This is a genomic window from Streptomyces sp. NPDC047869, from assembly GCF_040704065.1.
Lineage (GTDB): Bacteria > Actinomycetota > Actinomycetes > Streptomycetales > Streptomycetaceae > Streptomyces.
In genome coordinates, this window is the sequence record NZ_JBEYRK010000035.1 from 18,845 (window position 1) to 31,613 (window position 12,769).

Consider the following 12,769-nt stretch of genomic DNA (forward strand, 5'->3'; position numbering starts at 1 on the left):
AAGCGCGGTCGAACATCTTCGGCGGGCGGTCCACGCGTTATCTCGTGGACCGCCGACGCCGATCGGCCTCCGGTTCGCGCACCATGAACACGTCCACCGGATCCTCGGTCTCGAGTGTGAACCCGTGCCGCTCGTACTCTGTGAGGCAGACCCCAAGTAGAGCGGCCAGAAGTCGGCTAGAGGCTTATGGGGGTCCTTCATTCCTGTCCGTTGTCCGTTCTAGGTAAAGCCCCACCCACCCGCAGCCCGCGCACACCAGTCCGCACCGATACCCGACTCGACTCGTCCTCTGGCTTCATCTGTCACTCAGCGCAACCACGATTGCCAACGAGACACAGAAACAGCAGTGGCCGTGCCTCGAGTCTCAGGTCATCGGCGCCGAGCACACGGCACGTTTCCCGCACATTCCGGTCATAGTAGCCACCTAGTACTCCAGCCGTAGTTCGCGATCATGGCGAGTCGCTGGTCATAGCCCGTAGACGAGATCCGTACCCCCACTGGCTTCAATCAGCCAGGACAGCGAACCGCTGCCGAAGGGCCAGCCAGTGGTGGCCACCTGCACCCAGCCGCCCGACTCGTCGGTTCCTGCGTGCCACCACCACCAGCTGCGGTCGTCTCCCATTCCTTCCTCGGTCGGGTCGAAGTAGTACAGCCATCCCGAGAGCGTCCGCGGTCCCTGATCGACGGCCGTTCTCTCCTCTGGCGTCATGGCCCGCCAATGACGCAGCCACGCCTCGATGTCGAAAGCCTCGCCGTGCTCCGGTTCCGGAGTCTCGGGTGCGCACCGCTGGATGAACCAGTTCGGCAGCAGCTGCGGCCAAAGCTCATCCGCCGGCCACTCAGCCATCTGCGCGACCACGCACGTGAGTACCGCACGCGCATTGGCTATGACCTGGGCCGGATGCTCGGCAATGAACCGGCAGCGCACGAGAAACGGCCGGGGCTGGTCGTCATCCTCGGATCCCGGTCCGGATCGAAGGCGCCTCAGCTCGCCTGTCATGGTTTCCACGGTGAGGAAGTATGCATCGGCACCGACCTCGCGACATCTCGATATCGCCACCGGTCAGGGGACACGAGCCTCTACGGCTGGGCAGTTGCTTGCCGTCGGTAGTGGCAGGCTCGGGCGCGGGCTTGGTGTCGGCGTCGCCAGTGTGACCAGCGCAGGCGGTGTGCGAGGTCGTGGACCGGGCCGATCAGGGCCGCGAACAGGTGCTGGATCTCGTTGCCGGTCAAGGGGATCAGGCCGTCGAGGGCGGGTTGGTCGCGCCGTTCGGTGGCTGCGGTGCCGGCGAGGAATGCGTGGGCGAGCATCGCAAGGGTTCCCCAGCGGTGCCAGGAGGTCCAGCGGCGAACCTGGTGCTCATCCAGGCCGGTCAAACCCTTGCCGGCCTGGAATGTCTCCTCGATCGTCCAGCGCCGTCCGGCCACCCGCACCAGTTCAGACAGTGCCGCCGGCCCGGGCGGGAAGCAGCGGTAGAAGGCGAGTTCGCCGGTGCAGCCAGGAACGCGGTCACCTGGGCGAAGGCCCCCTGGTCGATGGCACCGCCGCTCAACAGGCCGCCCGCCCCCAACCACCCGGCAGACTGTGGCAGGCGGCCTGCGTATCTCTTCCAAAGCCCAGGAAGAGCCGTCTGGAGCGGGAACAGCGGAACGCCGGAAGAGAAGTCCTGAGGCCAGCTCGTGACGGGACACACTTCGAACGGTCCCCCGCCGCCGGGCCGGTGAGCCGGCCTGCGCGGTGCGCCAGCAGGTGCGAGGACGCCATCGCTACCGGCCGCTTAGGGGCTGATGCTGTCGCGGCACGAGCGGGCCTCGATCTCCGCGTCGCTCGGCTTGTGCTTGCTGATCCAGGCCGTGTCCGCTGCGGTGAGAGCGGGCAGGGACGTCTCCACGTCCCTGGTCCAGGTGCTGGTGCCGACATACTCCTTCAGCCAGTCCTTGAGCTTTCGGCAGTCCTTCCGGTGTCCCTTCGGCAGGCCGATCCCGTAGTCCTGCGGTACCCCGACGGTCACGTCGGGGACGACGCGCAGCCCGTCGTCCTCGTACTGCTGGGCGAAGCCGTAGAGGATCGTCTGATCGGTGGAGACCGCCTGCACCTCGTGGTCGAGGAGTTGCTTGATGCAATCCGAGGCGTCGGTGAGGACGACCGGTTCGGCGTGGACGGTGTTCTTGATGTCGTCCAGCGCTTTCTTCGAGGTGGTGCCTTCCCAGGTGCAGATTCTCGTGCCGCTGAGATCGGAGAGCCGTTGCACGTCGGCGCTGTCAGGACCGACGAGAAACCCCTGCCTGGTCTTGAGATAGGGCCCAACGAAGTCGATCAGCTTCATCCTCTCCGCCGTGATGGAGAACGAGGCGATGACTATGTCGGCCTTTTCTTTGCGGAGTTGGGTGACCCTGCCGCCTGAGGCGACATCCACGGGTTCGGTGAAGGGGACGGGGTCGAGTTCCTCCTTGACGTGCTGGAAGACGAGGAAGTCCAGTCCGGAGCGGTCGTAGTTCTCGGAGTACGACATGCCTGGCAGGTCGTTGTGTGTGGCGACCGTGATGCGCGGCATGCCGAGGAACTCCGGTTCGGGTTCCTCGGAGGAGCATGAGGCGAGGCTCAGCAGCAGGGCCAGGACGGCGGCCGACCCGCCGATCCGGCCGGGCAGCCGGACGGACGAGCGTGGCTTCGGGGGCGTGGCGGGCACGGGATCCTCTCAGTCGTGCAGAACGGCTTCGGCGACGGACACATTCATCTGGCACCCCTTTTCGGTCCACAGGGTGATCTGCACTTCGATCTGATCTTGGAGACCGCCGAGCGGGAAGTCGACCGTCCGGCCGCTGTGCACCTTCTCGACCCGGGTGCTGGCACGGTCACGGATCTGAGCGGCGTAGTGGCTCTCAGGTTTGCAGAACCCCTCGCCCTCTTTGGCGTCGGAGATCGTGAGTGTCAGCCGCAGGTGGGCGCGGTCGGTGGGGCCCGTGACGACGAGACTCAGTTTGGAGCCCTTCGTGACCTCGCCGCGCGGTGTGAGACGGGTGCGGCCGGAGACGTCTATCTCGCCGTGATCGGAGAGATAATCCATGCCGACGGTGCCGGCGACCGCGAGCATCACGGCCGCGGCCGTGATGAGTACGCGCCAGTGCCGGGCCAGCCTGTCGCTCTTGGGGTGGGCCAGCCGTGCGAGTGCCAGAACGAGGGAACCGGCGATCGCGAGGTACACGTAGTCGAACTGGTGCGGCGGACCGTCGGGAGCGCTGATCAGGGCGTAGCTGCCGAGCAGGACGACGAGCAGGAATGGCGGCCAGTTCCAGCCACCCCAGTGTTTCGCCCTGTCGGCGAACTCGACGACGTCACCGACGAAGACGCTGAGGAACAGCTTGCCGACGAAGCCGATCGCCGGTGCGTTGTCCCCGCTGGTCTGAGCGCTGTACTGTTCCGCCGGGTTGCCGCTCACTTTCCGGCGCTGTCCTTGTCCGACGTGGTGTTGAAGTTGAAGGTGCCCACCTCGCCGATCGCCGGCGAGTTGTTCCCGTAGCTTGCGACATGGAACTGGTTGCCTGCGGGGCGTGCCTGGATGATCCGCCTCTCCAGGGAGCGGGCGCTCAGATCGTCGCCGTCGCTCAGCCACCGGCCGATCACCCGTTCCAGGACCTCGCGTTCGTCCGAGGAGAGGGCCTCGATCGCCCGGACGGCGTCGCTGTCCTGCTCGGTGGGCTGCTCGTCGGCTCCTCGGTGCAATGCCCTGTCCAGCAGCTGCCGCCCCCGCTCGACCGCGCCATCCGCGAGTCTGGTCTGTGCGGAATCGACCAGGGCATCGGCCATAGATGCCGCGGCCGCGCTGACGAAGGGCGCGATCACAGCCGCGGTCGCCAACAAATCGGACATGCGTTCCTCCAGTTTCTCCGCCGGAGTCCGGCCGGACACCACCTGACCATGCGTTCACGAACAGCCACTCGGCGTCACACCCGCAAGATGAACCGTGTCCCGGGGTATGCGATCGGTCGGCCGGGGGTGCTGGTCCGCGAGGATGTGTGTCACACGCGCATGAAGTCGCGGGACCCCTAAAGCGGAGCCCGCGACGGCTCGATCCTTTCAGGAAATACCATCATGTGTCCCGCGTTTGGCGGAGTAGGCCGCAGCGGCGAAGGTGACAGGACGCCCGGCGAGCGCGGCGGTCGAGAGCCTGTGCACGTCGGGCCGGGCATCGTCGAGGAACTCCAGCAGCAGGACCGCTGCCGCCGCGCCGACGTCCGGGCCGCCGTCGGCGTGCAGCACCCGTGTCCGCGTGTATGCCTCTGCCGCGCTGCCGAGATGGACCTGGGCCTCACCGGTGTCGAGCACGAGCCACGTGCCCACCGAGGGGTCTGATGCAGGTTCGGGTGACAGGTGCGGTCACCCGAACCTGCATCAGACCCTGACGTCAACTTCTACATCACGGTTGCTCATCGGTCTGAGAACCCACTGCTCTACGAGGCCGACCGCGTCGACGCGGCGCTAGCGGAACTGAGCCGACCTCTTGGGAAGTTCATCGGAGCGGCCATGACCCTTCTCGATTCGCCCAAAGTCCAAGGCCTCAGCGGGAGCACAGTGGCGAAGGCACGCACCGTGTGCGTGTCTAACTGCGTGACAGCGCCGACGAATGCCGGCGCACGACCACGAAGGTCTGCGGACCATCAGCCCAGGTGAGAGGCATATCCGCCCCAGGTCGAGCGGCGACCCAAGTTGCTTCGGGACGAAGCGGTCGTTCCCCAGGCTCATCGCTACGCTTTCGTTGGCAACGGCTTCCTCATGCGGAGGTCGCCAGCGACGTGGCTGAGGCTAGAGGGTGCTGACGCAGACGATGCCTTCCGATACGGTCCCGAGCCATGGCGAATGGCAGCGATGTGCCGGAGAAGGTGGCGTGGATCCTGGTTCGGGACGACCAGGTGTTGGTAACGCGTAGTCACGGCAGAGATCGCTTCTACTTCCCGGGCGGTCATCGTGAGCCGGGCGAGTCCGACGGCGAGACCCTGGTGCGAGAGATCGACGAGGAACTGCAGGCGGTAATCGACCCCGGCTCCATGGTGCACTTCGGCACTTTCGAGATCGGCGAGGGCCATCCTGATCACGGCCCTTTCCGGATGATCTGTTACACCGCCGATCACCGCGGTGAGCTGACCCCGTCGAGGGAGATTGCCGAGAAGGCGTGGTTCCGCTATGCCGATCGGGGCCGAGTCTCGGCCGTCGACGAGCTTGCTTTCGACGCGCTTCACGAGGCTGGGCGGCTTCCCTGATCCTGTGACCGCTGTACGGCAGGGAAGTACAGCAACCACCACGACCGCAGCTGACCGCAAACAACGGTCGATGGCTGACTCGTCAGCTCACCAGACGTCAATGGCCCTCCAGCCGAAAGTTCAGGACGCCGAGGTCGTGCCAGAAGCGTGCCAGGTCGTGCGGGGAACCACAGGGAATGGCGGGGGCCAGGTCATCGATCAGTCCGGTGCCCAAGCTGCTCCAGCACAGGTCAGCCCAGCAATCGTCCGCTGGAGACCCAAGCTCCCCAAGCTGAGGGCCCCGGCACTGTTGTCACAGGTCGGCCTTCGCGGCGTGCCGGCTGAGCGGGCAGCACGTGTGTCGGGCTCCCGAGCATGAACGACCGCGCTAACGTGGAGGTCATGGCTGTCGACGTGCTCACCGAGACCGTGATCGCCCGTCCATATGCGGAGGTCGCCGCCTACGCCGGGGATCCGACTCACGCGCCGCACTGGTACGCCAACATCGTCTCTGTTCGCTGGCAGACCTCACCGCCGCTCGCTGTGGGCTCGAAGCTCGACTTCGTCGCCCGCTTCCTGGGGCGCACCCTGACCTACACGTACGAGGTCATCGAGTATTCCTCCGAACAACTCGTGATGCGCACCACGCAGGGGCCGTTTCCCATGGAAACGACCTACACCTGGCAGCCGGTGGACGCTGACCATACCCGGATGACGCTGCGCAACCGCGGCGAGCCATCCGGTCTGGCCAAAGTTAGCGCTCCGATGATGGCTGCAGCTGTGCGGCGGGCAAACGTCAAGGACCTGGCCGCGTTGAAAGAACTACTGGAAGGCGCGCCTACGCCTAACGACTCCAGCCGACACTCACCGGCCGACTTCTGACATCCACGGCTGACTGTGAGGATGTCCGTGGTGCCGCCCGAGACGGTCTGACCCGCCAACTGTACCGGTATTGCTCCTAAAGCGGGTGTCGGACCTACCTCCGACGCCGAAAGTACCAACCGACCGCCAGCACGATGAGACTGGCGACCACGAAGGCCCACACTGTGGCGGCGGCGTTGTACGAGTTGTAGACCAGAGCAAGCATGCTCAAGCGGATACCCGGCAAGGGTGGCCGTAGCCGGTGGACCTTGCGGCGTACGGGATGGGAGCTGAGGAGGTGTGGTGGGCTGAGGCGGGAAGGGAAGCGGCTGCTGGCCTCGACGGGGATGCTGACCACGGCCTATGGAGCCGAAGCCGCCTCGCATACGGTTGCGGTTTCACGGATCCGAAGGCAATCACTGGCCATTCGTGCACCCCCGCGATCCTGGCAGAGCGTTGAGAAATCACACGGGCCCCTGCGTGCCCAAGCGGACGTCATAGCGTCCACTCGTCGGGCGTCGCGGATGGTGGCAATGTGGGAGATGTGAACGCTGGGCACAGCTCGGCCGGTGTGCGGCAGTTGCGACCGTCAAGGCGCGCGTTGCTGTTCATTCCGATCGGTTTCATCGTAGTGATCGCGACAGTCGACCAGCTCGCCCCAGAGGACATGCATCTCGGTCCGCTGCTGGTGATCGCCCCTGCGCTCACCGCCACGTTCGCGGACGCGTTACGCACAGGCATCATCGGCCTCCTGTCCGAAGCAGCAGAGGCAGACATCGGCTGGCACTTCGGCGCGCTGTCCACACGCAACGTGCTGTTCCAGCTCCTCGCCCTGGCCGTACTTTCAGCTCTGTGCGTGGTCTTCTGCGTGAGGCGCGAGCGACGCCGGCGCCAGCTGGCCAAGGTGCGGTCGGTTGCCGAGGCCGCGCAGCATGGCGTGCTGTGGCCGCTGCCGGAGCGCATGGGACCCCTGGAGATCGCTTGCCTGTACTTAGACCGTGTCCTATGTGGTGAGGCGGAGTAGTCGCTTGTAACAGCAGATGGCGGCGGCGAGGCCGAGAAAGGCTAGGTAGTTACGGGGATCGCGCTCGTATCGGGGGCTGAGCCTGCGGTAGCCGGACAGCCAGGACATCGTCCGCTCGATCACCCAACGACGGCGACCCAACCGTTCGCTGGACTCGATGCCTTTACGGGCGATGCGCACGCCGATGCGCTTGCCGCGTAACCATTTCCGCAGGTGGGGGACGTCATACGCCTTGTCCGCGTGCAGGCGCTGAGGCTTGAAGTGGCGGCCGCGGTGGGGGTCGTGTCTCGTTTGGTGACCCTCGACCATGGGCTTCAGAGCTTCGCTGTCGTGGGTGTTGGCGGCCGAGACACCGACGACCAGGGGCAGTCCGTTCGCGTCCGACAGGACGTGCATCTTGGAACCCGGCTTGCCCCGGTCCACGGGGCTCGGACCTGTGAGTTCGCCCCTTTTTTAGCCCGCACGTGAGCGGAGTCGAGGACCACGCGCGAGACGTCGACGAGGCCGGCGTCATCGAGTCGGTGCAGCACCGCTTCGTGCAGCCGACCCCACACGCCGGCCCGCGACCAGATCAGGAACCGGCGGTGCGCGGTCGACTTCGATATCCCGAAACACGGCGGGAGGGCCCGCCAGGCACAACCGCTGACCAGCACGTAGATGATCGCCGCGAACAGCGTCTCATCAGGCGTGTCCTGCGTTCCCCCACCCTGCGGCCGCACCTTCGACGGTGGGATCAGCGGCTCGGCGATCTCCCACAGGCCGTCCGGAACAATCCAACTCCACGTACCCCGCCCCATACACAGCCCAACGAGCGCTCACCACATAGGACACGGTCTTAGCCGCCGAGGAGGAGGCACAGATCGGCGGTGACCTGTACGCGGCCACCCGCGTCACCGGCGGAGTGCGCATCATGATCGGAGACGTCCGAGGCAAGGGCCTGTCCGCCATCGGCGAAGCCGCCAACCTCCTCGGAGCCTTCCGTGAGGCCGCCCACCGGCACGCCACGCTTCCCGATCTGGCCGCCACGCTGGAGCAGAGCGTGACCCGCTACCTGGCCGACTTCGAGCTGACCGCAGAGGCCGGCGAGCGCTTCGCGACCGCGTTGCTGCTTGAAATCCCCGACGAAGACCACATCATCCGAATGATCAGCTGCGGCCATCCCCCTCCGCTGCTGCTCAGCCCGACCGGCATCCTCACGGTCCCCAGCCTGCATCCCGCGCCACCGCTGGGAATCGCGGGAGAGGGGCCGGATGCCTACGTCGTCGACAGGGCTGCCTTCGAGCCGGGCGACACCCTCCTGCTCTACACAGACGGCGTCATCGAAGCCCGCGACCCCGACGGCCGTTTCTACAACCTGCAAACGCGGGTCGCCCAGTGGAACAGGGCCAGCCCCGCTTCGCTGCTCCACCAGATCCAACGCGATCTGCTCGCCCATACCCACGGACGTCTCAGCGATGACGCCGCTCTTGTCGCCGTTCACCGTCAGCTAGACAACAACCACCGGCGCCGCCGCCATGGTCGCGTCGTCCACTCGAACGGGTTCGGGCACACTTCCTGAACCGGTCGAGAGGAGGGCACCCCGCCACCCCGGCAGCCGCAGTTTGGCGACACGCAGAGGGCACTTTCGCGTTCCCGCTCAAGATCCGGACGCCATCGCAAGTGAAACGCGGAGGCTAACGGGCAGGTCCACAAGCCTGCCCGATCCGCGGGCCAGCGTAAGGGGCCATGATCACTCGCGCCAAAGCAGCTCCGTAAGTTGTTCGGTGGCCCGGGAGGGCCGGATGTGGTGAGGAGCCCCTACCGGCGGCCCACAGGTCCCCGCAGATCTCCGAGGGACCGACCGAGCAGAGAAGGGTCGGTCTTGCTATGCCTGCGGCCCCTCGGCATCCCTCCGGCTGGACACGACGTGCCGCGCGATCGTGGACAAAGCCAGCTCACGATCCTCGTCAACGACAAGCCAACCCTTGCCCAGGAGCGATTGCAGCAGTGGGCGGACCTCTTCGCCCAGTTCCTCCGCCAAGTCGTCATCCGTGAGGGAGAAGCCATCCTGCACACGGCTCGCCACGTGAAATACGACGGCTTCCTCCCCCGCAGTGATGTTGAAGTCCATGACGTGAAGGTATGCGAGTCCCGTAGCCGCAGCACGCCGATGGCACCTGAAGCCGAGGAACCGCAGCACCACAGGCCAGCTGCACCGGCCAGGCCGCCGACCATACCCCGGCCGCGGCCGGATGCGCCTGCGGCTGATCCGAACGGCCTGGTCAGCTCACGCCCGTCCGTCTCAGTTTCCGTCTCATTCAGCGACGGACGCCACCGTTCAGGCGGGTCCAGCCCTCGGCTCGTGATGAGCGCCCGGACGGACATGAACGCAGGTCAACGCCGCGGCACGTCCCCTGGTGGGCCGCCAACAGACTTGGAAAGCGTGTTGGCCCAAGGTGCTGTACCTGCTGGGGAGGGCGTCAGTTACTCGTCTCCGGGCCCCAGCGTTCAGCCCCCACTCCGCGCCAGTCGATCCACGGGGACTCCGCTACCTCCGCCGGGGCGATCTCCAACCCGGCTCGGCGAAGGAACTCGGCGCCGTCGGCCACGTTGTGGGCCAGAACATCCGATGTTGGCGCCGCCATCGCCGTACCCGTCGTTTCGTCCACCGCGAGCGTCCCTGGTCAGGGAAGCCGCGATCGGAGAGTCTGGGGGCATGCTGCTGCCGCTGACCCATGGGAAGACCGAGTTCATCGAGGTCGTCCGCATCACCGACCCCGTCAGGCACCTCAGTTCGGAGGATCTGGCCGGCGACACTGCCGCGATCTGGGAGGGAGATCTAGCCCAGCAGGCCCTGTGCCTGATCGCCGACCTGCCAGGAAGCGAGCCGTACCGCTGCTTCCTCCCGGGATGGGGTATTCGTGCGCACAGCTCCACCGATCAGCTCTTCGAGATTGCCTTCTGCTTCCGCTGTCACGGTGCCCGTATATGGGGGCCGGGTCTTCCTGTCGAACAACAAGGCCAGACCTTCGACGCAGAGAGCCCTGCCGCACTTGAACTGCTCCACCGATTCCGCTCCTGCCTGCCGGACTGAAGTCTCGACAGCTCGTGCACGTCACCGGCCAGACGCCCCACCCTCTCTCCTGAAGTGGTCGTCCAGTTCGCTCACCGAGCCCACACCCGCTGGAACTCGTCGGCCGGGATGGCCTCCAGCGGATCCTGTTCAGGGTCGATCGCTTGGTCTGTCAGGCCGCCGTGCTCGTCCTCCAGGTGCTCCCAGCTGTACCGATGGAGCTGGCCGGCTGAAGTCAGCTCAGCTTGTTTGATGACGATCAACTCGCCGCGGTCGGGTACGGCCTCGATGTACCACAGACCGCCCTCCTCGTCGGCGTAGTGAAAGTGGCGCCGCAGGGTGGCGTTCTCATCGAGTACTCGGAAATACGTCACGGCGTCTGCTTTGATGCGCTCCAGGTCAACCACGGGATCATCGTGCCAGCGAAGGAGCGGGGGGGTACTCCGCACTGCAGCAGGCGGTGGACGGCCGCCGCGATCCGCTCCCCGGCCGCCGGGTCGCCGAGGTAGTGCTGGGCATCGTTCAGCCACACCACCGTGCGCGGCCCTACCCCGTGCAGGTCCTCCAGCGCGGCCTCGGCACGGGTCGGGTCGAAGGGATGCCACACTTCCCGGCCAGGGACTGCACGGCCTCCCAGCACGCCCGCGTCTTCCCCGTCGACGACCTACCCACCAGGACCACCATCGCGCTGCGGTCGGCCGCAGCATCCTCCAGCGCACCGGCCAGCACCCGGTCATGCCCGCGCCCCACGTATCCGGGCAACGCCCGTACCACGGAAGAACCCGACTCGCCGGCGATGCCGTGCCCGGCGGGATGAACCTCCAGATCATGCGGCTCCCGCTCCCCCACCGCACGCCCCGGCCCACCCGAGCCAACCGGGCCCGACTCCTCGTCCTCGGCCGCGGCCCGCCGCAACTCCAGCAGCTCCCTCAGCTCCTGCTCCGGCAGTCTCAGCGCGCGGGCCAGCGCCGCCACCGTCGCTGCGGACGGCACCGGCTTCCTGGGCGAGAGCGCCTTTGACACGGTGGTGCGTCCCAGCCCCGCGCGGACGGCGAGCTGCGTCCGGTTCAGCCCGGCCCTGGCCAGCCCGTCGGCCAGCCTCCTGCGCAGCTCGGTGCATGCCGGACTGTGACCGCTCCGCTCGTCGTGCACGTGCTCCCCCCGGGGCCCTGCCCTGATGTGTTCGCCGGTGTACATCTTCGTCTCAGCGAACCCCGGCGCACACCCTTTCCGCGACCTTCGACCACGTCAACACCCCACCGTGTCCAGGGAGCCTGGCGTGGCCAATCACCGTCATCCTCCAGACCACCGCGCTCGTGACCGTCATCGCGCTGCTTGCCGCGGCCGGCGCGGGCAAGCTCGCCCGCATGGACGACGCCACCTACCCCACCGCCCTCACCCGCGCCGCCACCGCCTTCGCCGCCGTCATCACCCTCGCCGCCACCGTGACCGCAGCCCTCACCGCCATCCTGACCTGACCACCCACGCAACCGCACACCACCAGACCGAACGCACTCACCCACGCGCCAGATGTGCCTGGACGTCACAGACCTGCGCTGACCTGCAGCGAGGGCCCAGCAACACTAGATAACAGGGACCGCCGCCCTGCACCCGCGCTGGCGGCCGAAGGCGCCCACCTTGAAGGCCCCGGCGCCGCGCGACTTCCCCGGCCGGAGCACAGCCGGGCACACCGCCCGCCCGTAGGGTGCGGGCATGACCGCCCCCGCCCCGCCTGGCCGACCGGCTCATCACCGCCCTGCGGCACAGCCAGGCCCTCGACGAAGCGGCCGCCGAACTGGGCGTCGACCTGCGCGCCGTCTGGGTCCGGGCCCGCACCGACACCCGCCTCGCCGTCGCGCTCGCCGGCCGCGACCCCGACACCCACACCGAACGCGGCCACGCCCTGCGCGCCGACTACCTCCGTCTCCTGGCTCTCGGCCTGCCGACCCGGGAGCATGGCGCGGTGACGACCCGGCGTTCGCGGCCGCCGGCGACGCCGCCAGCGCCGCCTCAGCCCCATACGGCTCCCTCAAGCCCATGCGGCTGACCCCAGAGCGCGTCGCCCGGTTCCTCGAGGAGCTGCGCACTCCGGGGACGACCGTCCTCGCGGCCGCGGCCGCTGTCGGCGTCTCCGACACCGCGATCTACCAGCGGCGCGCCCGGGACTGAGAGTTCGCCAAGGCCATGGACGCCGCCCGCGCCGAGGCGAAGCAGGCGATGTGATGAGGTGACGTGACGCGGCCAGAGCTTTTCGTTTTCGCGTCACGTCACCGCCGCTACCACCCGCGCGGCTCGCTGACGGTGACGGCGCCCGGCACCTCCGACGCACGCCGCTACATCCAGTCCGCCCGCGTCGACGGCTCCGCCTACACCCGGACGTACCTGACGACGGACGACCTGCGGAACACCCGCTCGCTCGCGTTCGCCGTCGGCGCCGAGCCCTCCTCGTGGGGCACGGCCGCCGAGGCGGGGCTGCCCCCGCTGAACTGAACCGGCACCCGCCGCGACCCGGGTCCGGCCGCTTCCGAGCGGCGGGATTCCGCCGGTCCGGGCCCCTGCCCCTGCCCCCGGCGCCGGCGTGGTGGGCCGGGGGC

The 12,769-nt window shown here is 67.4% G+C and carries 16 protein-coding genes and 2 pseudogenes; 8 read left to right on the top strand and 10 right to left on the bottom strand.

Going from position 1 to position 12,769, the window contains the following annotated elements; genetic code table 11:
• Positions 1-466: 466 nt before the first annotated feature.
• The 6 genes and pseudogenes from AB0924_RS32255 to AB0924_RS32280 form a co-directional block, all read right to left on the bottom strand.
• The gene (locus tag AB0924_RS32255) at positions 467-1,000 is read right to left on the bottom strand and encodes a hypothetical protein (protein ID WP_366913333.1); all 534 of its coding nucleotides are present in this window, start codon (positions 998-1,000) and stop codon (positions 467-469) included.
• 80 nt (positions 1,001-1,080) lie between these two features.
• Positions 1,081-1,494: pseudogene (locus tag AB0924_RS32260) on the bottom strand (IS701 family transposase); the annotation flags it as partial.
• 284 nt (positions 1,495-1,778) lie between these two features.
• A complete protein-coding gene (locus AB0924_RS32265) occupies positions 1,779-2,690 on the bottom strand; it encodes a transporter substrate-binding domain-containing protein (RefSeq protein ID WP_366913334.1) in 912 nt (303 codons plus the stop codon).
• A gap of 9 nt (positions 2,691-2,699) precedes the next feature.
• Complete coding sequence (locus tag AB0924_RS32270) at positions 2,700-3,440, bottom strand: hypothetical protein (protein ID WP_366913335.1); 741 nt, start codon at positions 3,438-3,440, stop codon at positions 2,700-2,702.
• Complete coding sequence (locus AB0924_RS32275; RefSeq protein WP_366913336.1) at positions 3,437-3,910, bottom strand: hypothetical protein; 474 nt, start codon at positions 3,908-3,910, stop codon at positions 3,437-3,439. The genes AB0924_RS32270 and AB0924_RS32275 overlap by 4 nt, the downstream gene beginning before the upstream one ends.
• 168 nt (positions 3,911-4,078) lie before the next feature.
• Positions 4,079-4,342 carry a hypothetical protein gene (locus AB0924_RS32280; protein ID WP_366913337.1) on the bottom strand — a complete coding sequence of 88 codons (264 nt, stop codon included), beginning with the start codon at positions 4,340-4,342 and terminating at the stop codon, positions 4,079-4,081.
• Between the two features lie 509 nt (positions 4,343-4,851).
• On the opposite strand from AB0924_RS32280, the gene AB0924_RS32285 reads away from it, so the two are divergent.
• The 3 genes from AB0924_RS32285 to AB0924_RS32295 all read left to right on the top strand — a co-directional run bounded on the left by AB0924_RS32285 (position 4,852) and on the right by AB0924_RS32295 (position 7,123).
• Positions 4,852-5,259, top strand: coding sequence for an NUDIX domain-containing protein (locus AB0924_RS32285; protein ID WP_366913338.1), 408 nt, complete (start codon positions 4,852-4,854; stop codon positions 5,257-5,259).
• A 381-nt stretch (positions 5,260-5,640) separates the two neighbouring features.
• Positions 5,641-6,120: an SRPBCC family protein gene (locus AB0924_RS32290; RefSeq protein ID WP_366913339.1), complete on the top strand. Its 480-nt coding sequence runs from the start codon at positions 5,641-5,643 to the stop codon at positions 6,118-6,120.
• A 580-nt stretch (positions 6,121-6,700) separates the two neighbouring features.
• Positions 6,701-7,123: a hypothetical protein gene (locus AB0924_RS32295; protein WP_366913340.1), complete on the top strand. Its 423-nt coding sequence runs from the start codon at positions 6,701-6,703 to the stop codon at positions 7,121-7,123.
• On the opposite strand, the gene AB0924_RS32300 is transcribed toward AB0924_RS32295, so the two are convergent.
• Positions 7,103-7,920, bottom strand: a protein-coding gene (locus tag AB0924_RS32300; RefSeq protein WP_366913341.1) for an IS5 family transposase whose coding sequence is annotated in 2 segments (ribosomal slippage) — positions 7,103-7,572 and positions 7,572-7,920 — 819 coding nt in all. Because the reading frame shifts where the segments join, the coding sequence is not laid out codon by codon here. The genes AB0924_RS32295 and AB0924_RS32300 overlap by 21 nt on opposite strands.
• Positions 7,921-8,024: 104 nt before the next feature.
• Here AB0924_RS32300 and AB0924_RS32305 point away from each other — a divergent pair.
• Complete coding sequence (locus AB0924_RS32305; protein WP_366913342.1) at positions 8,025-8,681, top strand: PP2C family protein-serine/threonine phosphatase; 657 nt, start codon at positions 8,025-8,027, stop codon at positions 8,679-8,681.
• Between the two features lie 306 nt (positions 8,682-8,987).
• On the opposite strand, the gene AB0924_RS32310 is transcribed toward AB0924_RS32305, so the two are convergent.
• On the bottom strand, positions 8,988-9,233 hold the full coding sequence (locus AB0924_RS32310; RefSeq protein ID WP_359253808.1) for a hypothetical protein: 246 nt from the start codon (positions 9,231-9,233) through the stop codon (positions 8,988-8,990).
• 585 nt (positions 9,234-9,818) lie between these two features.
• Here AB0924_RS32310 and AB0924_RS32315 point away from each other — a divergent pair.
• Positions 9,819-10,196, top strand: coding sequence for a hypothetical protein (locus AB0924_RS32315; RefSeq protein WP_366913343.1), 378 nt, complete (start codon positions 9,819-9,821; stop codon positions 10,194-10,196).
• A 71-nt stretch (positions 10,197-10,267) separates the two neighbouring features.
• On the opposite strand, the gene AB0924_RS32320 is transcribed toward AB0924_RS32315, so the two are convergent.
• Together AB0924_RS32320 and AB0924_RS32325 are read right to left on the bottom strand one after the other, a co-directional pair.
• Complete coding sequence (locus AB0924_RS32320; protein WP_366913344.1) at positions 10,268-10,582, bottom strand: hypothetical protein; 315 nt, start codon at positions 10,580-10,582, stop codon at positions 10,268-10,270.
• A 139-nt stretch (positions 10,583-10,721) separates the two neighbouring features.
• On the bottom strand, positions 10,722-11,327 hold the full coding sequence (locus AB0924_RS32325; protein ID WP_366913345.1) for a helix-turn-helix domain-containing protein: 606 nt from the start codon (positions 11,325-11,327) through the stop codon (positions 10,722-10,724).
• A 164-nt stretch (positions 11,328-11,491) separates the two neighbouring features.
• Between AB0924_RS32325 and AB0924_RS32330 the strand changes: the two genes are divergently transcribed.
• The 3 genes and pseudogenes from AB0924_RS32330 to AB0924_RS32340 all read left to right on the top strand — a co-directional run.
• Positions 11,492-11,653, top strand: a complete 162-nt coding sequence (locus AB0924_RS32330) for a hypothetical protein (protein WP_366913346.1) — start codon at positions 11,492-11,494, stop codon at positions 11,651-11,653.
• Between the two features lie 559 nt (positions 11,654-12,212).
• Complete coding sequence (locus AB0924_RS32335; RefSeq protein ID WP_366913347.1) at positions 12,213-12,344, top strand: hypothetical protein; 132 nt, start codon at positions 12,213-12,215, stop codon at positions 12,342-12,344.
• A gap of 102 nt (positions 12,345-12,446) precedes the next feature.
• Positions 12,447-12,665 (top strand): annotated as a pseudogene (locus AB0924_RS32340) (glycoside hydrolase domain-containing protein); the annotation flags it as partial.
• Positions 12,666-12,769: the final 104 nt, after the last annotated feature.